Origin of the sequence: Kitasatospora sp. NPDC056783 (assembly GCF_042789895.1) — a bacterium.
In the GTDB taxonomy this organism is placed as follows: domain Bacteria; phylum Actinomycetota; class Actinomycetes; order Streptomycetales; family Streptomycetaceae; genus Kitasatospora.
This window is the reverse complement of sequence record NZ_JBHUAF010000008.1, coordinates 32737-52287: the sequence shown is the minus strand read 5'-3', so window position 1 is coordinate 52287 and position 19551 is coordinate 32737. Positions and strand designations below refer to the sequence as shown.

The 19551-nt window shown below is 71.7% G+C and carries 22 protein-coding genes and 1 pseudogene; 7 read left to right on the top strand and 16 right to left on the bottom strand.

The window, feature by feature from the left end; genetic code table 11:
- Positions 1 to 352: 352 nt before the first annotated feature.
- Both ACFRMQ_RS03035 and ACFRMQ_RS03030 read left to right on the top strand, forming a co-directional pair.
- A complete protein-coding gene (locus tag ACFRMQ_RS03035) occupies positions 353 to 1783 on the top strand; it encodes a uracil-xanthine permease family protein (protein WP_380726263.1) in 1431 nt (476 codons plus the stop codon).
- A gap of 178 nt (positions 1784 to 1961) precedes the next feature.
- Positions 1962 to 2681, top strand: a complete 720-nt coding sequence (locus tag ACFRMQ_RS03030) for a hypothetical protein (RefSeq protein ID WP_380726261.1) — start codon at positions 1962 to 1964, stop codon at positions 2679 to 2681.
- Between the two features lie 63 nt (positions 2682 to 2744).
- Here the strand turns inward: ACFRMQ_RS03030 and ACFRMQ_RS03025 are convergent, their stop codons facing one another.
- The 9 genes from ACFRMQ_RS03025 to ACFRMQ_RS02985 form a co-directional block, all read right to left on the bottom strand.
- Positions 2745 to 4001 (bottom strand): cytochrome P450, encoded by a 1257-nt coding sequence (locus tag ACFRMQ_RS03025; protein WP_380726285.1) that lies wholly within the window; start codon positions 3999 to 4001, stop codon positions 2745 to 2747.
- 51 nt (positions 4002 to 4052) lie between these two features.
- Positions 4053 to 5420, bottom strand: coding sequence for an NAD(P)/FAD-dependent oxidoreductase (locus ACFRMQ_RS03020; RefSeq protein ID WP_380726259.1), 1368 nt, complete (start codon positions 5418 to 5420; stop codon positions 4053 to 4055).
- A complete protein-coding gene (locus tag ACFRMQ_RS03015; protein WP_380726257.1) occupies positions 5410 to 5676 on the bottom strand; it encodes a ferredoxin in 267 nt (88 codons plus the stop codon). Before ACFRMQ_RS03015 ends, ACFRMQ_RS03020 begins: the two co-directional genes overlap by 11 nt.
- Positions 5677 to 5812: 136 nt before the next feature.
- Positions 5813 to 6679 carry a ribosome-inactivating family protein gene (locus ACFRMQ_RS03010; protein ID WP_380726255.1) on the bottom strand — a complete coding sequence of 289 codons (867 nt, stop codon included), beginning with the start codon at positions 6677 to 6679 and terminating at the stop codon, positions 5813 to 5815.
- 214 nt (positions 6680 to 6893) lie between these two features.
- Entirely contained in the window at positions 6894 to 7109 is a 216-nt protein-coding gene (locus ACFRMQ_RS03005; RefSeq protein ID WP_380726253.1) for a DUF397 domain-containing protein, read from the bottom strand.
- Positions 7110 to 7268: 159 nt separating this feature from the next.
- Positions 7269 to 7484: a DUF397 domain-containing protein gene (locus ACFRMQ_RS03000; RefSeq protein ID WP_380726251.1), complete on the bottom strand. Its 216-nt coding sequence runs from the start codon at positions 7482 to 7484 to the stop codon at positions 7269 to 7271.
- A gap of 161 nt (positions 7485 to 7645) precedes the next feature.
- A complete protein-coding gene (locus ACFRMQ_RS02995) occupies positions 7646 to 7858 on the bottom strand; it encodes a DUF397 domain-containing protein (protein WP_380726249.1) in 213 nt (70 codons plus the stop codon).
- 11 nt (positions 7859 to 7869) lie between these two features.
- Positions 7870 to 8082: a DUF397 domain-containing protein gene (locus ACFRMQ_RS02990; RefSeq protein WP_380726247.1), complete on the bottom strand. Its 213-nt coding sequence runs from the start codon at positions 8080 to 8082 to the stop codon at positions 7870 to 7872.
- Positions 8079 to 8909 (bottom strand): helix-turn-helix domain-containing protein, encoded by an 831-nt coding sequence (locus ACFRMQ_RS02985; protein WP_380726245.1) that lies wholly within the window; start codon positions 8907 to 8909, stop codon positions 8079 to 8081. Before ACFRMQ_RS02985 ends, ACFRMQ_RS02990 begins: the two co-directional genes overlap by 4 nt.
- Before the next feature lie 224 nt (positions 8910 to 9133).
- Between ACFRMQ_RS02985 and ACFRMQ_RS02980 the strand changes: the two genes are divergently transcribed.
- Positions 9134 to 9562, top strand: coding sequence for an ATP-binding protein (locus tag ACFRMQ_RS02980; protein WP_380726243.1), 429 nt, complete (start codon positions 9134 to 9136; stop codon positions 9560 to 9562).
- Positions 9563 to 9576: 14 nt separating this feature from the next.
- A complete protein-coding gene (locus tag ACFRMQ_RS02975) occupies positions 9577 to 10128 on the top strand; it encodes a hypothetical protein (RefSeq protein WP_380726241.1) in 552 nt (183 codons plus the stop codon).
- A 102-nt stretch (positions 10129 to 10230) separates the two neighbouring features.
- Here the strand turns inward: ACFRMQ_RS02975 and ACFRMQ_RS02970 are convergent.
- Positions 10231 to 10765, bottom strand: a pseudogene (locus tag ACFRMQ_RS02970) (hypothetical protein); the annotation flags it as partial.
- Positions 10766 to 10861: 96 nt separating this feature from the next.
- A complete protein-coding gene (locus ACFRMQ_RS02965; protein ID WP_380726239.1) occupies positions 10862 to 11350 on the bottom strand; it encodes a GNAT family N-acetyltransferase in 489 nt (162 codons plus the stop codon).
- 169 nt (positions 11351 to 11519) lie between these two features.
- Here ACFRMQ_RS02965 and ACFRMQ_RS02960 point away from each other — a divergent pair, with 169 nt between their 5' ends.
- Together ACFRMQ_RS02960 and ACFRMQ_RS02955 are read left to right on the top strand one after the other, a co-directional pair.
- The gene (locus ACFRMQ_RS02960; protein ID WP_380726237.1) at positions 11520 to 11798 is read left to right on the top strand and encodes a hypothetical protein; all 279 of its coding nucleotides are present in this window, start codon (positions 11520 to 11522) and stop codon (positions 11796 to 11798) included.
- A 200-nt stretch (positions 11799 to 11998) separates the two neighbouring features.
- The gene (locus ACFRMQ_RS02955; RefSeq protein WP_380726235.1) at positions 11999 to 12310 is read left to right on the top strand and encodes a hypothetical protein; all 312 of its coding nucleotides are present in this window, start codon (positions 11999 to 12001) and stop codon (positions 12308 to 12310) included.
- A 33-nt stretch (positions 12311 to 12343) separates the two neighbouring features.
- On the opposite strand, the gene ACFRMQ_RS02950 is transcribed toward ACFRMQ_RS02955, so the two are convergent.
- The 5 genes from ACFRMQ_RS02950 to ACFRMQ_RS02930 all read right to left on the bottom strand — a co-directional run bounded on the left by ACFRMQ_RS02950 (position 12344) and on the right by ACFRMQ_RS02930 (position 17717).
- Positions 12344 to 13417 (bottom strand): 3-oxoacyl-ACP synthase III family protein, encoded by a 1074-nt coding sequence (locus ACFRMQ_RS02950; RefSeq protein WP_380726233.1) that lies wholly within the window; start codon positions 13415 to 13417, stop codon positions 12344 to 12346.
- Complete coding sequence (locus ACFRMQ_RS02945; protein WP_380726283.1) at positions 13410 to 14165, bottom strand: HAD family hydrolase; 756 nt, start codon at positions 14163 to 14165, stop codon at positions 13410 to 13412. Before ACFRMQ_RS02945 ends, ACFRMQ_RS02950 begins: the two co-directional genes overlap by 8 nt.
- A gap of 5 nt (positions 14166 to 14170) precedes the next feature.
- A complete protein-coding gene (locus tag ACFRMQ_RS02940; protein ID WP_380726231.1) occupies positions 14171 to 15517 on the bottom strand; it encodes a ScbA/BarX family gamma-butyrolactone biosynthesis protein in 1347 nt (448 codons plus the stop codon).
- 59 nt (positions 15518 to 15576) lie between these two features.
- On the bottom strand, positions 15577 to 16644 hold the full coding sequence (locus ACFRMQ_RS02935; protein ID WP_380726229.1) for an aldo/keto reductase: 1068 nt from the start codon (positions 16642 to 16644) through the stop codon (positions 15577 to 15579).
- Between the two features lie 122 nt (positions 16645 to 16766).
- Positions 16767 to 17717, bottom strand: a complete 951-nt coding sequence (locus ACFRMQ_RS02930) for an aldo/keto reductase (RefSeq protein ID WP_380726227.1) — start codon at positions 17715 to 17717, stop codon at positions 16767 to 16769.
- A 128-nt stretch (positions 17718 to 17845) separates the two neighbouring features.
- Here ACFRMQ_RS02930 and ACFRMQ_RS02925 point away from each other — a divergent pair, with 128 nt between their 5' ends.
- Positions 17846 to 19450 carry an FAD-dependent monooxygenase gene (locus ACFRMQ_RS02925; RefSeq protein WP_380726225.1) on the top strand — a complete coding sequence of 535 codons (1605 nt, stop codon included), beginning with the start codon at positions 17846 to 17848 and terminating at the stop codon, positions 19448 to 19450.
- The last annotated feature ends 101 nt before the right edge of the window (positions 19451 to 19551 follow it).

Below are 19551 nucleotides of genomic sequence, written 5' to 3'. Positions count from 1 at the left end.
CATCGAAAATAGGCGATCCGGCGGTTTCGGAATCCGACGACGGTCTCGGAGGGCCGTACGGGCGGCGGGGCCTGGGTACGGCCCCGCCGCCGGTCGCGCGCCACCCGGCGACGGCGTCGTCCGTGGTCTGCCGCCAGTAGGTGGCCTTGAGCGAGTCGTCGATGTACAGACCCTTCGGGGGCATCGCGGGGTTGCTTCCCGTTCCGGCGCTCTCGTTGCCGAAGGAGGCGGCTCCGGGGCCGGCGCCACCCGTCGGCGCTGCTCACGCGGGGGGTCAGTGGCCGCGGGGCCATCCGCCAGCCACCACAATGGTGCGGACAGTTCTTCGGAAGTACAGAGAAAGCGAAGCACCATGGATCTCGGCGTGCGCTGGAAGCTGCACGGTGACGGGCGCACGCCCGCGCCGGGGGCGGTCGTCCGTCCCGACGAACGGCTCTCCTGGCCCCGCACGGTAGGGCTCGGTGCCCAGCACGTGGTGGCGATGTTCGGGGCGAGCTTCGTGGCGCCCGTGCTGATGGGGCTCGACCCGAACCTCGCGATCATGATGTCCGGTGTGTCGACCGTGATCTTCCTGGTGGCCACCAAGGGCCGGGTGCCCAGCTACCTGGGCTGTTCGCTGTCCTTCGTGGGCGTGGCGGCGGTGATCCGGGCGCAGGGCGGCACCAGCGCGACGGTGACCGGCGCGGTGTTCGTGGTGGGCGTGGTGCTGTTCTTCGTGGGTCTGGCGGTCCAGCGGTTCGGGGCGCGGATCATCCATGCCACGATGCCGCCGATCGTCACCGGCGCGGTGGTCATGCTGATCGGCTTCAACCTGGCCCCGGTGACCGCCTCGACGTACTGGCCGCAGGACCAGTGGACGGCGCTGCTCGTGATGCTGTTCACCGGTCTGGCGGTGGTGTGCCTGCGCGGTTTCTGGTCGCGGGTGGCGATCTTCCTGGGGCTGCTGTTCGGCTACGGGATCTCCTGGCTGTTCGACCGGGTCTTCGGGAAGATCCACTCGGTGGGCGGCAACGGGCAGATGAGCGACCACTGGCGCCTGGACCTGTCGGGCGTCGGCAAGGCGGACTGGATCGGCCTGCCGACCTTCCACGGCCCGTCCTTCCAGTGGTCGGCGATCCTGGTGGCGCTGCCCGTGGTGATCGCGCTGGTCGCGGAGAACGCCGGGCACGTCAAGGCGGTCGGCGAGATGACCGGCACGAACCTGGACGAGAAGCTGGGCACCGCGATCTCCGCGGACGGCGTCGGCTCGATGCTCTCCACGGCGGTCGGCGGCCCGCCGAACACCACGTACTCGGAGAACATCGGCGTGATGGCCGCGACCCGGGTCTACTCGACGGCGGCGTACTGGGCCGCGGCCGGCTTCGCGCTGCTGTTCGGCATCTGCCCGAAGTTCGGCGCGATCGTGGCCGCGATCCCGGGCGGGGTGCTCGGCGGGATCACGGTGATCCTGTACGGCATGATCGGCCTGCTGGGCGCGCAGATCTGGGTCCGGTCCAAGGTGGACCTGAGCAACCCGCTGAACCTGGTGCCGGCCGCGGCGGGCATCATCATCGGCATCGGCAACGTGACGCTGAAGTTCAGCGACAACTTCAGCCTCAGCGGCATCGCGCTGGGCACGCTGGTGGTCATCACCGGCTACCACACGCTGCGGGCGCTGGCCCCGGCGCACCTCAAGACGCAGGAGCCGCTGCTGGATGAGGGCACGTCCTCGTACGACGAGGGCGCCGGGGGTGCCGGGAGCGCCGGGGGCGCTTCGGAGAGCGGGGGGCCGCGCCAGCCGTAACGGACGGGGCCCGGTCCGGGTTCAGGCCACCGGGGCGGCCGGCGGAAGTGTCCGAAAAGGATCTTCCGCCGGCCGCTCCGTCTTTCCCCGGCGGGCCGGTTGGTGGTCGAATCACTGCTCGCTCCACCACTCGCTCCACCGCTCGCCCGTATCGGCCACTGATCCCCCTGGGAGAGGCATGTCCCTTCTGACCCCCCGCCGCAAGGCCGCCGCCGTCGTCGCCCTCGGCACCCTCGCGCTCACCTGCGCCGGGGTGACGCCCAGCAACGCGGCCGGCCAGGTCCTGTGGACGCCGAGCACCAGCACGGGCCCGTCCTCGTTCAAGGCGGTGCAGTGCGCGGCCGGCAACTTCGGCGTCGTCAAGGACGCCGTCAAGGGCAACGTGTGGCGGGCCTTCCAGGCGGCCGGGGAGGAGCGCTGCGAGACGCTCAGCCCGGACCTGAAGGAGGGCGACACCTTCTACCTGGGCTGGTCGTCCAAGGTGGACGTCAAGGACACCAACAGCCGGTACGTGTTCCAGCTGAAGTGCTCGCCGAGCACCGACACGGCCAACCACCCGATCGAGATCGACATCACCAACGGGCGGGTGCGCCTCCAGGAGTGGGACATCGACCACGTGTCGCACTCGCTGTGGACGGCGCAGACCACGAACAACACGTGGCACTCCTACGCCCTCAAGATCCGCCTGGGCCGCACCGACGGCACCATCGACTTCTGGTTCGACGGCGTGAAGCAGACGTTCACGACGGGCTCGGGCACCTTCACGGGCACCACCTGGGACGGCGACCGCAACTACCTCAAGTGGGGCTCGTACCACCAGTCCACGGCGGACGCGACGAACACCTTCACCAGCCCGGTGATGGCGACGACGCTGGAGGCGGCCACCGCCGGCTCGTAGGCCGGACGTCGGGCGACGGGCGGCGGGCGGCGGGCGGCGGGCGGCGGGCGGCGGGCGGCGGGCTCAGTCCGTGATGCCGGAGATCGCCAGCGGCAGGTGGCGGGGCCCGCGCAGGATCGGGCTGCGGCGGTACACGGGCGGGTCCTGGAGCAGGCGGGGACTGTCGAGGCGGCGGACGAGCGCGGCGAGGGCGATCTGCCCCTCGACCCTGGCGAGCGGCGCGCCGAAGCAGCTGTGCACGCCGCCGCCGAAGCCGAGGTGCCGGTTGTCCCGCCGGGTCGGGTCGAAGCGGTCCGGGTCGCGGAAGCGCAGCGGGTCCCGGTTGCCGGAGGCGAGCACCAGGACCAGCGGCGCGCCCTTGGGGATGGTGACGCCGGCGACCTCGACGTCGGTCAGCGCGGTGCGCTGCGGCAGCAGTTGGACCGGGGGCTCGTAGCGCAGCACCTCCTCCACCGTGCCGGGCATCGAATCGGGCCGTTCGCGCACCCGTCGGAGGGCATCGGGGTGGCGCAGCAGGGTGAGCACGCTGTTGGTGATCAGGTTGACGGTCGTCTCGTGCCCGGCGATGAGCAGCAGGACGGCGGTGGCCATCAGCTCCGGCCGGGTGAAGCCGCCGTCCGGGCCGGGGTCGTTGACGAAGGCGGAGAGCAGGTCGTCGGAGGGCTTGCCGCGGCGGCCCTCGGCGAGCTCGCCGAGGTACAGCCCCATCTCCGTGCGGGCCTGGAGGGCCACGCGCTGCCGCTCCGCCGGGTCGGCGCCGGGGGTGGGGTCGAAGCCCTCGATCAGGGTCTGGGTCCAGGCGTGGAAGCGCGGTTCGTCCTCGCGCGGGACCCCGAGCAGCCGGCAGATCACCGTGACGGGCAGCGGGTAGGCGAAGTCCTCGACGAGGTCGATCCGGTCGCGGCCGCGCAGCCCGTCGATCAGCTCCCCGGCGATCGCGGTGATCTCCTCGTGCATGGCGTCGATCCGGCCGGGCGTGTGGGGTGGGCCGAAGGGCCGCATGGCGATGTCGCGCAGCCGTTCGTGCTCGGGGTCGTCCCGGCCGATGAAGGCGATGGGGACGCCCTGCACCTCGTCCGGGGCGGTGCGGTTGCGGCGGTCGGAGCTGATCCGCGGATCGTGGAGCAGCGCGGCGGTCTCGTGGTAGGTGCCGACCAGGTAGCCGCCGTCGTCCTGGCGGGCCACGCCGCCGTGCGCGCGCAGTTCGGCGTAGAGGGGGTAGGGATCGGCGCGGTTGGCGTAGTCGGTGATCCGGCGGAACAGGGTGCCGGGGGTGTCGGGGGTGTCGGCGGGGCTGGTACTGGTGTCGGTGGCGTCGATGGCGGGCTCCTCGGGGGTCGCGGCGGAGGTGGTCCGCGGGACGGGCGGTGCTCAGCCGCCCCAGCGCCGCAGGGTCAGCCGGCGGTCGGGCAGGTGGCCGGTGAGCGCGACGGTGGGGCCGTGCGAGAGCACCTTCGGATCGGGCACGTCGGACGGCACGGGGGTGCGGGAGACCGGCCGTTCCACGCGGTCCCAGTCGGGTGGGAACGGGGCGGCGCTCTCGATCAGCCCCTGGTAGTGCTCCAGCCATTTGGCCCGGTTCACGCTCACGGCGGCCGTGATCCGGCCCCGGTAGCCGTAGACCGCGACGAACCGCCGCTCCTGCGGCGACCCCTGGGCGATCGTCACCCGGTCGGAGAAGGTCGGCACGCCGACGGACTTGATGTTGAGGCCGAACTGGCTGGACCAGAAGGCGGGAACGCTCAGGTGCGGCAGCCGCCGCGGTCCCGGGTTGACCATGTTGTGCGCCGCCACCGAGGCCTGCGCGACGGCGTTGCCCCAGTGTTCGAGGGAGAGCAGTTGGTACTCGAAGAGGGGGTGCGGGAAGCGGGCGACGTCGCCCGCGACGAAGACGTCGTCGGTGACGATCCCGTACATGTCGAAGGCGCGGCAGCCCGCGTCGCAGGCGATGCCGCGCGGACCGGCGGCGAGCCCGGAGTCGGCCAGCCACTCGGTGTTGCGCACGGCCCCCAGGGCGACCACGGCGACGTCCGCCTCGATCCGGCTGCCGTCGGAGAGCTCGGCGCCGGTGAGCCGGCCGTGCCGGCCGTCGAGCGCGGTGACGGTCACCCCGCAGCGCAGGTCGACCCCGGCGGCGCGCTGGACACTGGCCGCGAAGGCCCCGAAGGCCCCGCCGAGGGCGCCCACCAGCGGGGCGGGGCCGCGTTCCGCGACCGTCACCGCCAGGCCGCGTTCCCGGCAGGCGGAGGCGATCTCGGAGCCGGTGAATCCGGCGCCGATCACCAGCACCCGCCTCGGGCCGGCCGCCAGCCGCTCGGCCAGCCCGGCCGCGTCGTCGGCGGTGCGCAGGGTGAACACCCCGTCGAGGGCGGCCTGCGCGGGGTCCGGCCAGGGCCTGGCCCGGGTTCCCGTCGCGATGAGCAGCCGGTCGTAGGGCAGCCGCTCGCCGCTCGCGAGCAGTACCTGCCTGGCCACCCCGTCCAGGCCGCTCGCGCGGACGCCGAGCCGCCAGTCGGCGTCCACCTCGCGCCGGCGCGGCAGCGCGGTCTCCTCGGCGCGCACCCGGCCGAGCAGCACCTGCTTGGACAGCGGCGGCCGGTCGTACGGGGGCAGGCGCTCCTCGCCGACCACGGTCAGCCGCCCGTCGAAGCCCTCGTCGCGCAGCGTCTCCGCGGCGCGCAGACCGGCGAGCGAGGCGCCGACGACGACGATCCGGCCGGCGCGGAGGTCAGCGGACACCGGAGCGGCCCTCCGCGCCGGGGGCCTCGGGGCGGTCCTCGGGGCGGTCCTCGGGGCGGTCCTCGGGGCGGTCCTCGACCAGGATCGCCTGCACCGGGCACGCCGCGGCGGCCCGCAGGACGCGCTCGCGCTGGCCGGCGGGGGGCTGCGGGGTGTACATCAGGGCCTCCTCACCGTGCAGCTCGAACACCTGGGGCGCGAGGAACGCGCACTGCGCGTAGCCCTGACAGCGGTTGAGGTCGACGACGATTCTCACGGTCCCTCCTCCCGACCGGTGCGTATCCGTCCTACCGCCGCCGCCCCGGCCCCGCGCCCGGGAGTGCTCCGCCGGAGGGGTTACGGGGAGTGGCCGTCGCGGGCGGGAGCCTGCCGGGCCCGCCCGGACCGGGGGGTCAGGACTTGACGATGGCGAGGTACTTCGCGGCGTCGGCGAGGGTGGTGACGGTGACGCCGCCGACCGTGTGCGGGGGTGTCTTGGGATCGGCCAGCTTCTTGATCGCCCAGCCGGAGAAGCCGTCCCAGTCGTTCTCCAGGGCCTTGATGAACGGGCGGTTGCCGACCGTGCCCGTCCAGCCGTTGGTGACGAGGCTCTGGATCCCGCTGAACCTGGCGGCCTCGCTGGCGTCCTGGATGAGGACGAGGAGCGCGTTGCAGGCCTTCGGGACGTCCAGCTTCGGGGGCGTCCCGGTGGTGGGGGCGGCGAGATCGATGACGGACTGGTTGACCTTGTCCCGGCTGAGGGAGACGGTGTCGCGCTTGACGGTCCCCTTGTTCTCCAGGGTGACGTAGCCGCCGTCGAAGCCGGTTGGGACGGTCGTGGTGTTGGGGGTGGGCTTGTAGACGGGCGTGGGGGTGTCGGTGAGTGCGTAGAAGGTGTCGGTGGCCGGCAGGTACCAGCCGACGACGTACAGGTTGCTGGCCCGGATGACGAGGTCCACCTTGGCGCCCGTCCCGGCGGTCAGGTGCAGGGGGAACAGGTCGTTCACGGCCGTCGGGCGGGTGCGGTAGATGCCCTGGTAGAACACCTGCCCGTCGGTGGCGCGCAGGCGCAGGGCCTGGACGAAGTCCCGGTACGCGCCGGTGCCGGCGGTGCCGGTGTTGAGGACGGGGTCCGGGTAGGCGGCGAGCGGCGCCGCGCGGACGGCTTGGGGGGCTTGGGCGGCGACGGTGGCCTGGGCGGTGGCCGAGGTGACGGCGCCGGAGGTGGCGAGGGCGGCGGTGAGAGCGAGGGCGAGCAGGCGCGGGATCTGACGGGGCATGGCGGTCTCCTCGTTGGCGCGGAGGGAGCCGTACGGGCCGGGCTGCCGGAAGTCGCCGGCACGCACGGCTGGGGCCTCACCATCCAGGCACGAGCGGCGCGCGGCCCACCAACGGGGGGCCGCCGTTCGAAGTCGGTTCGCAGGTGAATGGCCCAGTCCGGGCGCCCCCGGGTGGCCGGAGCCGGGCGGGCGGAGTAGGCCGTCGCAGTTCGGCTCAGGCCTCGCCGAACTCGCCACTGCGGACGGCTGCGAGAAAGGACGCCCAGGCGTCGGTGGGGAAGGCCAGGGCGGGGCCATCGGGGTCCCTGGAGTCACGGACGGGCGTCAGGCCGGGGAAACCGGGTGCTACCTCAAGGCAGTTGCCGCCTTGCTGGCTGTAGGAGGACTTGAACCACTGGGCGCCGGTCAGATCAACTTCCAGAGCACTCATAGCCCTTCCGTGCCCTCCCCCACTCACGCAAAAACGCTCGGCCGGGGAACCCCCAGCCGAGCGTCCGACTGACTCCTCACGGCCTGCCCCCGGCAGCCACCACGTATCGCGGTACCTCCGGACACCGCCGCAGGCCGGGTGTCACTTCGGGACTACGGCTCAGACATCGCCGAACTCACCGCTGCGTACGGCGGCGATGAACGAGGCCCAGGCTGAGGGCAGGAAGACCAAGGCCGGGCCGTGAGGGTCCCTGGAGTCGCGGACTGGCAGCAGGCCCGGGAACTCGGAGGCCACCTCAACACAGTCGCCGCCTTGCTGGCTGTAAGAGGACTTGAACCACTGGGCGCCGGTCAGATCAACTTCCAGAGCACTCATAGCCCTTCCGTGCCCTCCCCCGCTCACGCAAAACGCTCGGCCAGGGAACCCCCCAGCCGAGCGTCCGACTGACTTCTCACGGCCTGCCCCCGGCAGCCGACCACGCGTCGCCATGCCCCTGAGACACCGTCGCAGGCCGGGTTCCACTTCGGGGCTTCGGCTCAGACCTCGCCGAACTCGCCGCTCCGCACGGCGGAGAGGAACGAGGCCCAGGCCTCGCCCCGGAAGACCAGAGCCGGGCCGTCAGGGTCCTTGGAATCGCGAACGGGCATCACACCAGGGAAACCGGGTGCTACCTCAAGGCAGTTGCCGCCGTTGTTGCTGTAACTACTCTTGAACCATGTGGCGTCGGACAGGTCGACGCGATCAGCCATGACGTTTCCTCTCAGGCCTCGCCGAACTCGCCACTGCGGACAGCGGCGACGAACGACCTCCAGTCCTCGCCCCGGAAAACCAGAGCCGGGCCGTCGGGGTCCTTGGAGTCACGGACGGGCATCAGGCCCGGGAAGCCGGAAGCCACCTCAACGCACTGTCCGCCATTGCCGCTGTAGCTACTCTTACTCCAGGAAGCACCCGTCAGGTCAACGTTCTCGCTCATGCTGAAGAGTCCCTTCGTGCCTTGCTGATCCTTGTGAACGATGCCGACTGCGACAACGCTTCCACCTGAAGCAGATCGTATTCCCTCGCCCAGGCGGACACGATTGCCCGGTCGTTCTCCAGGTATCCACGCTGATGCGTCTCGGTGTACCCGAGCGAGGCGCCGTCGCCGAGATCAAGAAGCGACATGGACCGCATGAACGGGCGAAGCGCGCCCAAGTCAAAGGGCGCGACTTGGACCACGTAGTTGGGCCGTTGGGCCAACTTCTTCAGATGCTCAAGCTGTTGAGACATGACAGATCCTCCGCCAACCACGGTCCGGAGACAACTCTCGTCAAGGACCACATGGACCAGCGGAGCAGGATCCCTGTTGACTCGATCCTGCCGGTTCAGTAGGAGCCGAAGGCGTTCGGCCCCCTGCTCAGCTGTGACACTTCCGCGTGCCACGGCACCAGCCTCCAGGGCCTCAGCGTAAGCGCGAGTCTGCACAAGACCGGGGATGACTCCCAATTCGAAGAGCCGGATGACCCTGGCCTCCCGCTCCTTGGCTACGTACTCCGGGTAGCCCGGCAGAAAGGAAGACCCCCTGAGGCTCCAGTACGTCAGTTCCAATGTGCCGCCGGTGTCAAGGACCCTGTCGGCAACACGCACCCAGTCGAGCGTGGGATTGCGTGTCCCTCGTTCGAGGTTAGAAATCTGACTATCACTTAGCTGGGTCAGATCGCCAAGTTGGGTCTGCGTCAAGCCGGCCGCCTTGCGCAGCCTGCGCAGTTGGGCGCCAAACGCCTTGAGGGGTGAAGCCGATGGATCCAGCTGAGACTCGCGCATGGCCAGACCTCCACTGCCGAGTGAGTACCACCCGGAGAAAATGTCAAGTGGGAAAGCCTTCCGATCGTAGCGGGCGAAACGCCACCATGGCTACACCCGGTAATTCGCCAGAAGCACAGTGCAACCCTCGGAGGCCCCATACGCCCCCGTGGAACTTCCAACTCACCTAATTTTCGCCGGACTTCGCGCACACCATCCACACGCACCCCTTGAGGTACTCCCCCATGCCCATCGCCCGCCGCCCCCGCATGTTCGTCGCGCGCCTCGACTCCTGTGTCGAATCCGCACCCCTGGCCCGCTACCTGCTCCGCGCCTACCTCTCCGGCCTTCCCTCCGGCGAGCGCTACGCCGAGACCGCCGAACTCCTTCTCTGCGAACTCTTCGCCAACGCCGTCCGGTACTCCGGCGCGCCCGACGACCGGCACATCGAGATCCGCTTCGCGCTCGTCTACTCCCGGCTGCGCATCGAAGTCCACGATGCCGGGAGCGGCCTCCCCGTCCTCCGTACCGCCTCTGCGGACGACGAGGGCGGGCGTGGCCTGTTCCTCGTCAACGAACTCGCCGAACGCTGGGGCCACTCCCTCCGCCCCGGCGGAATCGGCAAGTTCATCTGGGTGCTCGTCGCCCCCGCCCCGGCCACCGCCACCGTCTGAAAGCCCGAACTCCCATGCACCTCGCCACCCTTGCCCGCCACACGCTCTCGCGCGGCGCGACCCCCGCCGCGACCTACGCCCTCCTCGCCCGGCTCGGACACCAGCCCCTGCCCTGCGCCCAGGCCGTCTGCGTCGCCCTCGACATCCCGGCGGCCGAGACCACCCGCCGCCTGGACGACTGCTACGACGCCCTGCTCGCCGACCCCCGCCCCAACTCCGAGGCCGACACCGGTGAAGTCCTCGAAGCCCTCGGCGTCTTCGACGTCCCCAAGGACCTCGACGCCACCGAACGCGCCGCCATCACCCTCCTCACCACCGCCGTCGACGCCCACGGAAGCCTCCGCCCCGGCCACCACCACGGCCTCCAGCGCTGGTTCACCACCGGCAACCTCACCGCCGCCTACCTCTCCCTCGCCGCCACCACACCCCTGCCCCGCACCGGAAACCCCACCACCTACTGGACCGCCCTCACCAGCGCCGGTGAACTCCTCACCGCCGCCCCCAGCCCCGACCCCCGCATCCGCTACGCCCTCACCCACTGCCGCACCCAAGCCACCCACACCTGAACCCCGGGATGGCGTGGGAGGTCGGCCCGGCCGACTTCCCACGCAGCGGCCTGGCCGAAGCGGCAGCCCCATGTCCGGAAGCCCGCGCCCTGCACAGGAAGTCGGACCCGCCGACTTCCTGTGCAGCAGGTCCTCACCCCAGACGTCCAGCACCGCCCCGTGCCCGGCCGCACGGGCGGCCGCCTCGATCCGGGCGAAGAGCCGCCGCTGCGACGCCACTCCGCCGGTCGCCGCGATCCGGGCCACCGCTCCCAGCAGTTCGGCACCCTCCCACCCCGGCAGCGGGAAGCGCTCCAACTCCCAGGCCAGGTACTTGTTGTAGGGACGAGGTCGACGGTCCAGGACGAAGAGCAGGTCCAGCAGGAATCCGACACTCGCCGCCGCGTCGAGGTGGCCGGCGAGCATGTCGCCGTCACGGTGGTTCTTGACCGAGCGGTAGAGCGAGTTGGCGTAGGCGTCCAGCAGTGCGGCGCCGGACCGGAAAGGCCTCCTCGACACCGGGCCGTCCCATCCCGGCGACGATCCGGGTGACTTCCCCGTCCCGGCGGTCGAGCAACACCCGGGAGCGGGCGATGGCGTACCGCTCCCAGTCGGCGGGGCGGCGGAACCTTTCCAGGGTGGTGACGACCAGGTCGAGCCGAGGATGAGGTCATGGTCCGAGAGCCGGTGGCCGTACGTCGTGAGCCCGGGAGCCCGGGAGCCGTTGAGGACGGGACCGACGTGAACTCCGTTGTCACGCAAGGTCCTTGCGCATCAGCGTGCACATCGTCTCGTACCGCTGGAGCGAGCCGTCCTCGGCCTCCACGTCCCAGGAGTCGGGCTCGCGGCCGAAGGCCCGGTAGCCCAGGCGTTCGTAGAGGGCGCGGGCACGCGGGTTGCTCTCCTCCACCTTGAGTTCGGCGCGGGTCAGGCCTCGGGCGGCGATCCGCTGCTCGGCGGAGCGGATCAGCAGCGTGCCGATCCCGCAGGACCGCAGGGCCGGGTGGACGCCGAGCTGCCAGAGCGTGCCGGCGCCTGGCTTGGCGGTGTAGTCGACGCCGCCGACCGCCACCGGGAGCCCGGCCGGCGCGCAGACCGCCAGGTAGTCGACCTCGCCCGCCTCCGCTCGGCGGATCTGGTGGACAAGTTCGCGCACGTGCTTCGGGGAGCCGACCCACCCGCAGGACGGCAGGTCCGCTTCGGTGAGGGCACGCACGGACAGGTGCAGTCTGATCTCGGTCATCGCCGCGACCCCTTCGACTCCGACAGCGGCCGTCCGCCATTGCAGCAAGCCGGTCCCCCTGCCGTCCAAGGGGTTTCGGGGCGCCCCCGGCCGGCAGGAGCGGGCTGTGCGTCGGCGCCCCGGCCCCGGTTCCGATCGGCCGACGGGGATGCTGCCCCGCGAGATCCGCATGCCCCTCGACGAGGTCGTCGCCGTCCTCCGGGACCTGAACGAGTCCGTGGTGTCCCTCGATCGGCTCGGGTCCCGCCAGGCGGCCGGGGCTGCCGACGAGTCCACCGTCGGCAGGTTCGTCGCCGACCGGGACGTCGCCCGGCGGCCGGCCCGCGCCCGGCACGTCATCGGGGTCGCGCTGGACGCGCAGCTGAGCGAGGAGGAGAACGCGGAGATCGACGCCCTGTGCGACCGGGGCCGCTTCTATGGCTCGGAGGGCGCCGGCAGCTCCCACTGACGGTTCGGGTCCATGGCTGCACCGGAAGTCGGACCCGCCGACTTCCGGTGCCGCTCGGCCCCGCCCTCCTGCACCTCGGGACCACCGTCTCGGTTGGCTTGAAAGCACGGCCTACGCACCATGCGTCACGGCCCGGACACTTTGGGTGTCAGTGGCGGTTCCTGCGGTTGCTGAGGCACCGTCGCCCAAGGAGACACACCATGACTTCACCGAAGAAGCCGCAGCGGAACTACGGCAGCGGCAGCGGCACCGTCGCCGGGCTCCTCACCCTGGCCCGCGGCCGCTGCTACTGGCCCGCGTGCAAGGAGCCCACCGTCCGCATGATCGAGGGCGATCCCGTCCAGAACCTCCAGATCGCCCACGTCCGCGCCCTGGAGGACAACGGCCCCCGCCGAGCTCACCTGGTCGGAAGCCGAGCGCAACCACTTCTCCGGCCTGCTCCCGCTCTGCCACCCCCACCACAAGGTGGTGGACGGCCCCGCCCGTGGGCGGACCGAGGGCCCGGACCGTGAACGGTCCGGGCCCTCGGTCCAGGTGGCGGCGGGCTAGGGGACCGCCGCCACCAGCCTGCCCGCTCCGGTGAGCGTCTGCTGGCGCGGCCGCTCGGCGTAGCGGGTGGCGGCCCAGCGCAGCAGCGTCGCGCCGACCGCCATGCCGCCGCCGAAGGCCGCCAGCAGGACCACGTCGTCCTGGGCGAACAGCCGCTTGCGGTGGATCAGGTCCAGGGTGATCGGCACCGAGGCCGCGCCGGTGTTGCCGTACCGCTCCACCTCCAGGTGCAGATCGGCCGATCCCAGGCCGAGGCTGGGCCATACCTCGGTCAGCATCTGCCCGTTGGCCTGGTGCGGGACGAAGTGCCGTACGGCGTCGGCCTCGATGCCCGCCTTGCCGAGCAGTCCCCGCAGCACGGCGGGCAGTTCGTCGTGCACGAAGGCGCGGACGCCCCGGCCGTCCATCCGGAAGTAGTGCCCGCCCTCGGCCACCGTCCGGGCCGAGGCCGGCTGCCGGCTGCCGCCGGCCGGCACGCCGATCATCTGGTGCAGGTCGCCGCGGGTGAGCAGGCTGGTCCGGAACAGGCCCTGCGTCGCCTCCACGGGACCGAGGACCACGGCGCCGGCGCCGTCGCCGAAGAGGATCGCCGTCTTGCGGTCCGAGTAGTCGAGGATGCGGGAGTAGATGTCGGCGCCGATGACCAGTCCGTAGCCGCCGCCGTCGCGGTCGGCCCGGAGCAGCCGCTCCACCACGGTCAGCGCGTAGACGAAGCCGCTGCACACGGTGTTGACGTCGAACGCGGCCGCGTTGGAGGCCCCGATCAGGTGCTGGACGATGCTGGCGGTGGCGGGTTGCGGCTGGTCGGGGGTCGAGGTGGCGACCACGATGTAGTCCACCTGATCGGGCCGCACTCCCGCCTGTTCCAGTGCCGCTCTGGCGGCGGCGGCGGCCAGGTCTGAGGTGGCTTCGTGGTCCGCGGCACGGCGTCGTTCCCGGATGCCGGTCTTGCGGACGATCCACTCGTCGGTGACCCCCGCGTACCGGGCCACCTCCTCGTTTCCGACGACCGTCTCGGGCAGGTAGGAACCGGTGCCGAGTATGCCGATCGTGCGGGTCTCCTCACGCATGGATCTCTCCTGTCGGGACGGCGTGCACGGACAGCTCGGGCCAGGGTTCGCCGGCCGGCCCGCGCGACGGTTCCCGGTCGGCCGGCGGGCGGGCGCCCGGCAGTCGCGACCAGCCGGACCTGGCGGCGTGCTCGGCCAGCTCGGGGTCGTCGCCGACCACCACCGCCCGGCCGACCGTGCGCAGCAGGTCCAGGTCGCTGATGTGGTCGCCGTACCCGGTGCTGGCCGCGAGGTCCAGCCCGAGGACGGCGGCGGCGGCGCGGGCCGCGGCGGCCTTGGTGGCGCCGATCATCGGGGTGACCACCTCGCCGGTGAGGCGCCCCTCCCGCACCACCGGCCGGGTGCCGATCGCCCCTCGCACCCCGAGGTAGGTGGCGATCGGCTCCAGGCAGGCGAAGAACGAACCGGAGAGAAGCAGAACCGTTTCCCCAGCGGCGCGGTGCAGGTCCAGCGCCTCCACCGTCTCGGGCACGAACAGGCCCTCGGCCATCTCGGCCGCGAACCACTCCCTGCCCGACTCCCGCAGCAGGTCGGCTTTCTGTCCCGCGTACAGCCGGTAGTACCGGCGGTTGATCTCGTGCCGGGGCACCCCGGCGGCGGCCTGGGCCCGCAGCTCGGCGGTGAGCCCGCGGTAGGTCCCGGCCGGCTCGCCCTGGCGGCGCAGGTGGAACTCCAGGAAGCGGAACATGCTCTTGACCCCGATCAGGGTCTCGTCCACGTCGAAGAACGCGGCCGGGCTTCCCCCCATCACGTTCACCGCCCCTCAGTCGGCGGCTCGGCCTGGATCCGCTTCACCATCACCTTGAAGACGCACAGCTGCTTGTCGCCCTGCCGGGCCTCGACCCGCACCGGCAGGAGGTCGGCGACGGTGCCCGGGTCCAAGTGGTGGTAGTGGTCCGACAGTTCCGCGAGGTCGAGCACCCCGCCCTGGGTGTAGCTGAACCGCTCGTCCTCGGCCAGCCCGCGAGGCTCGCCCAGTTCCGCGGTGAGGACGGTGTCCTCCTCCAGCTCGCCGAAACTGGTGAAGATCGCGTCCAGGTCGATCGGGAAGGCCTTCACGGCGGAGACCCCGCGCGCGTCGAGCACGGTGAGCAGGGCGAGTTGGCGGGCCGCCTCGACGAGCACCATGCCCGGCAGGTGGTCCTGGGCGTGGTCGAACATGCTCGGGTGGTCGGCCGGGATCCGCAGCCGGGCCCGGGCGGTCTCGCCGTCGGTCTGCGCGTCGACCAGGACGACGTTGTCCGGATTGGTGCGGCCGACCAGGTACGGCGCCACCGGGCTGCCCGGGAGCCGGGTCGGGTGGCCGGCCGAGGTGGGCAGGGCGGCCCCGTCGCGGTTGTTCAGCCGCAGCGCGAGGTAGCCGCTCGGCGTCTTGAACCGCAGGCCGACCGTGGCCCGCCCCAGCACGGTGCCTTCCACCGAGAGTTCGATGGTCGAGTCGATGCCGGTGGTGCGGCCTTCGCGCTCCTTGCGGTCGACCGTGCTCACCCGCATCGTCAGCGGGAAGGGCGACTGGCCGACGGTGATCCACCGCGGGTGGGTCAGGCTGGCGGTGAGGTGGGTGAGGATGAACTTGTTGTTGCCGGGTACCTCGAAGAACTGGTGGGCTCCGGCCAGCGTGGCCTGGCGGCAGGCCTCCAGCAGCAGTACCGGGTCGTAGGTGTTGGGGCGCAGCAGGTGGTCGCCGTAGTAGGCGTGCGAGCGCGGCAGCTGGGCCGCGACCGCGTAGCGGTCCTCGTCGATCCGCTGGAGGTCGGTGAGGAAGACCTCGCCGAGCGACTCGCGGTGGACGAGGTAGCGGTCCACGGTGCGGGCGTAGCTCAGGCCCGCCTCGACGGAACGGGCGTGTTCCTCGCTCCCTTCGGGCGGCGCCGCGGCCGGCCCGGACTGCGGGGCCGGAGCTTCGGCCACGGTCTTGGGCGGGGCCACGGTCTTGGGCGCGGTCACGGTCTTGGGCGGGGCCACGGTCTTGGGCGCGGTCACGGTCCTGGCCGCAGCCGGGGGCTTCGCCTCCGGCGCCTCGGGCAGGATGATCTGGTTCTTGACCTGCTTCTTGACGTTCCCTTGGTTCGTGGCGGGGGCGAGCGGAATGATGGTCACGGTTGGGCTCCTTGGGTTGTCTGGTGCTCTGCCGTGCTGGAGGGCTGGTCGCCCCCGCGTCATGCCGGGTAGACGTCCCCCGGCAGCTTGCGGTCGGCGGCGACGGTGCCGATGTGCCAGTACGGGTAGGGGGCGGGGGTGGTGCTGACCTTGTCGAGGCGGGCGACCTCGTCCTCGGTGAGGGTCCAGGTCATGGCCTGGAGGTTGTCCTCCAGCTGGTGCGGCTTGGTGGCGCCGATGACGGCGGAGGTGATGCCCGGCTTGGCCAGGACCCAGTTGATGGCGACCTGGGCGACGCTCGCCCCGCGCTCCTCGGCGATCCGGGCCATCTCGTCGACGATGTCGTAGGCCTGGTCCGGGTTGGTCAGCGGAGCGGACTCGGCCGGGGTGCGCTCGGAGAGCCGGCTGCCCTCGGGGAAGCCCTCGCCGCGGCGGTACTTGCCGGTGAGGAAGCCGCCGGCCAGCGGGCTCCAGGCGGTGATGCCGACGTTCTGGTCCACCGCCAGCGGGATGATCTCGTGCTCCAGGTCGCGGGCGCCCAGGTTGTAGTAGCCCTGGTAGCAGACGAAGCGGTTGAGGTTGCGCCGGTCGGAGACCGAGAGCGCCTTCATCAGCTGCCAGCCCGCGAAGTTGGAGACGCCGATGTAGCGGATCTTGCCGGACCGGATCAGGTCGTCGAGCGCGCGCAGGGTCTCGTCCAGCGAGGTGCGCGGGTCGAATCCGTGGATGTGGTAGAGGTCGATGTAGTCGGTGTTGAGGCGGCGCAGGCTGTTCTCGACGGCGGCGTAGAGGTGGTGGCGGGTGGCACCGATGTCGTTGGGCTCGTCGGTGATCCGCCAGCGGCCCTTGGTGCCGATGATGACGCGGTCGCGCACCTTGGTGAGGGTGCGGCCGAAGAACTCCTCGCCCATGCCGTTCTTGTAGACGTCGGCGGTGTCGAAGAAGTTGATGCCGGCGTCCAGCGCCTGGTCCATCATCCGCAGCACGTGGTCGTCGCCGACGGTGCCGAACTCGGACCAGTTGCGGTCGGGGGCGCCGAGGAAGGACGCCCCGCCGCCGAAGGTCATGGCGCCGAAGCAGAGCTCGGAGACGGACAGGCCGGTGTCGCCCAGGTAGCGGTAACGCATGACGGTTCTCCTCTTGGTGGCGTGCTCGGTAGCGGTGTGCTCGGCAGCGGTGTGCCGGGGTGTCTCAGCAGGGGCGCGCCGGCAACGGGTGTTCCGGCAGGGGCGGTTCGGGAGCGGCTGCTTCAGTAGCGGGTACCGACCACGAGGTCGGCCAGGCGGGTGAGTTCGGCGCGGTCCTCGGCGGAGAGCACGACGTCGGCGGCGCCGACGTTGTCCTCCAGGTACGGGATCCGCTTGGTGCCGGGGATCGGCAGTACGTGCTCGCCGACGCCCAGCACCCAGGCCAGCGCGATCTGGGCGGGGGTGGCCCCGTTGCGCGCCGCCACCTCGGCGACGGCTGCGGCCAGCTTCTGGTTGGCGGCGACGGCCTCGGCCTGGAAGCGCGGGTTGCCGGTGCGCCAGTCGCCCTCCTCCAGCTGGTCGGCGGTGGTGATGGCGCCGGTCAGGAAGCCGCGGCCGAGGGGGGCGTAGGCGATGAACGCCGCGCCGTTGTCGCCGCACCACGGGACGACGCCGGCCAGCTGGTCCTGGCTCCACAGCGACAGCTCGCTCTGCACCGCGGCGACCGGGTGAATCCGGTGCACGGCGTCCAACTGCTCCACGGTGGCCTCCGAGATGCCCAGGTGGCGTACCTTGCCGTCGGCGACGAGCTCGGCCATCACGCCCCAGGACTCCTCCACCGGCACCTCGGGGTCGACCCGGTGCAGGTGGTAGAGGTCGATCGTCTCCACGCCGAGCCGGCGCAGCGAGCCCTCGCAGGCCGCGCGCAGGTGCTCGGGGCGGCCGTCCGGCGTGATCTCGCCGTCCTTGATGACCAGGCCGCACTTGCTGGACAGGGTGATCTCCTCGTGCCGGCCGGCCAGGGCCCGGCCGAGGAGTTCCTCGTTGGAGTGCGGGCCGTAGACGTCGGCGGTGTCGATCAGGGTGACGCCGAGTTCGATCGCCCGGTGCAGCACCTCGGTCGACTCCCGGTCGTCCCGGCGGCTCGGGCCGTAAGCGAAGCTCATGCCCATGCAGCCGAGGCCGATCGCTCCGACCTCTCTCCCGGTAGCTCCAAGTTCTCTTCTCCGCATGCCAGTTGCCTCTTTCACTGGGGGCTGGTCAGGCTCTCTTGAATCGAATATACATAAGAGACCTTATAGGCAACAGGTCTCGACGGATGTTGTCTCATCGGACATCTGATGATCAGGACGGTGCAAGGATGAGCTCTTCGTTGCCGGATACGTCCGGAGTACTGATCGTGGGCGGCGGCCCCACCGGCATGCTCGCCGCCTGCGAGCTGCTGCGCCGGGGAGTGCCGGTGCGGATCGTCGACCGGGCCCCGGAGCCCTCGCCGTTCCCCAAGGCCCTCCTCGTCTGGCCGCGCAGCATCGACCTCTTCGAGGACCTGGGGCTGCTCGACGAACTGCGCGCCACCGGCCTGCAGATCAACTCCTTCAGCTACTTCTCCGACCGGAAGCCGCTGGCCACGATGCCCTTCGAGGAGTCGCTGGCCCCGGTCTGCCTGCCGCAGAACGAGACCGAGCGGATCCTGCGCCGGCGCCTGTCGGAGCTGGGCGGCACGGTGGAGCGCGGCGTGCGGCTGCTGACCTTCGACAACCTGGACTACTCGGGCAGCCTCACGGCCACCGACGGGGTCACCGCCGTCCTGGAGCACGCGGACGGACGGATCGAACGCGCGCGCGCCGCCTACGTCCTGGGCACCGACGGCGCCGGCAGCGCGGTGCGCGCCCAGCTCGGCACCGGGTTCTCCGGCAGCACCTACGAGAGCGCGTTCGCGCTGGTCGACGCCCGGATCGAGGGCAGCCTGCCGTCGGACCAGGCGCTCTACTACCAGTCACCGGCCGGCGCGCTGGTGATCGTGGCGCTGCCGGACGGCGTCTTCCGGTTCTTCTCCAGCCTGCCGCCGGGCCAGCGGGTCAGCGTCGAGCTGATGCAGTCCATCGTCGACGAGCGCGGCCCCGTCGGGGTGAAGATCCTCGACCCGGTCTGGGAGAGCGTCTTCCGGGTCCACCGCCGGCACGCCAACGACTTCCAGCTCGGCCGGGTCTTCATCGCCGGCGACGCCGCCCACGTCCACAGCCCCGCCGGCGGCCAGGGCCTCAACACCGGCTTCCAGGACGCCCACAACATCGCCTGGAAGCTCGCCGCGGTGATCCACGGCGAGGCGCCGCCGGAACTGCTGCTCGGCTACGGCCCCGAACGCGCGGCGGTGGCCCGCCGGGTGGTGCGCGACGCCGACATCCAGACCCGGGCCTGGATGCTCAAGGGCCGCCTGGAGGTGGCCGCCCGGGACACCGCCTTCCGCCTGCTGGACCAGAGCGGGGTGCTCGCCCAGCACTACGCACCGGTGATGGCCGGGCGGCGCCTGGCCTACCCGCCGGTGCGCCCGACCCAGCATCCCTCCGGTCGGGCCTGCCGGCTGCGCTCGCGGCTGCCCGGTCGGCTCCAGGCGGGAGCGGTCTTCCCCCGCGAACTCGCGCTGGCGCACGGCTTCGCGGGGCCCGAGGTCCAGCCCACCGGCTGGACACTGGCCGCCACCGCCCCCGCGGGCACGCCGGTCGGCTGGTTCGACGAGCTGGCCACGGCGATCGCCGACCGGCCGGCGGTACGGCTGGTGAAGCTGCCCGCGGCCCCGGCGGCCCGGGCCACCGGCTGCCGCGAGGCCGGCTACCACCTGATCCGCCCCGACGGGCACATTGCCGCACACGGGCACCGGGAGGACCTGTCCCGGCTGCGGGCCGAACTGCGGGTCGCCTTCGGGGCCGTGGCCGGCCTCGCGGCCGCGCGCTCGACGGCCACCTGATCCGCCGGTGACCGGGCGGGGTGTTCCCCCACACCACCCCGCCCCGGACACCGTCACGACCGCGTGCCGGTGCGCGCGCTCCGCCCCACCGGAGTGCGCGG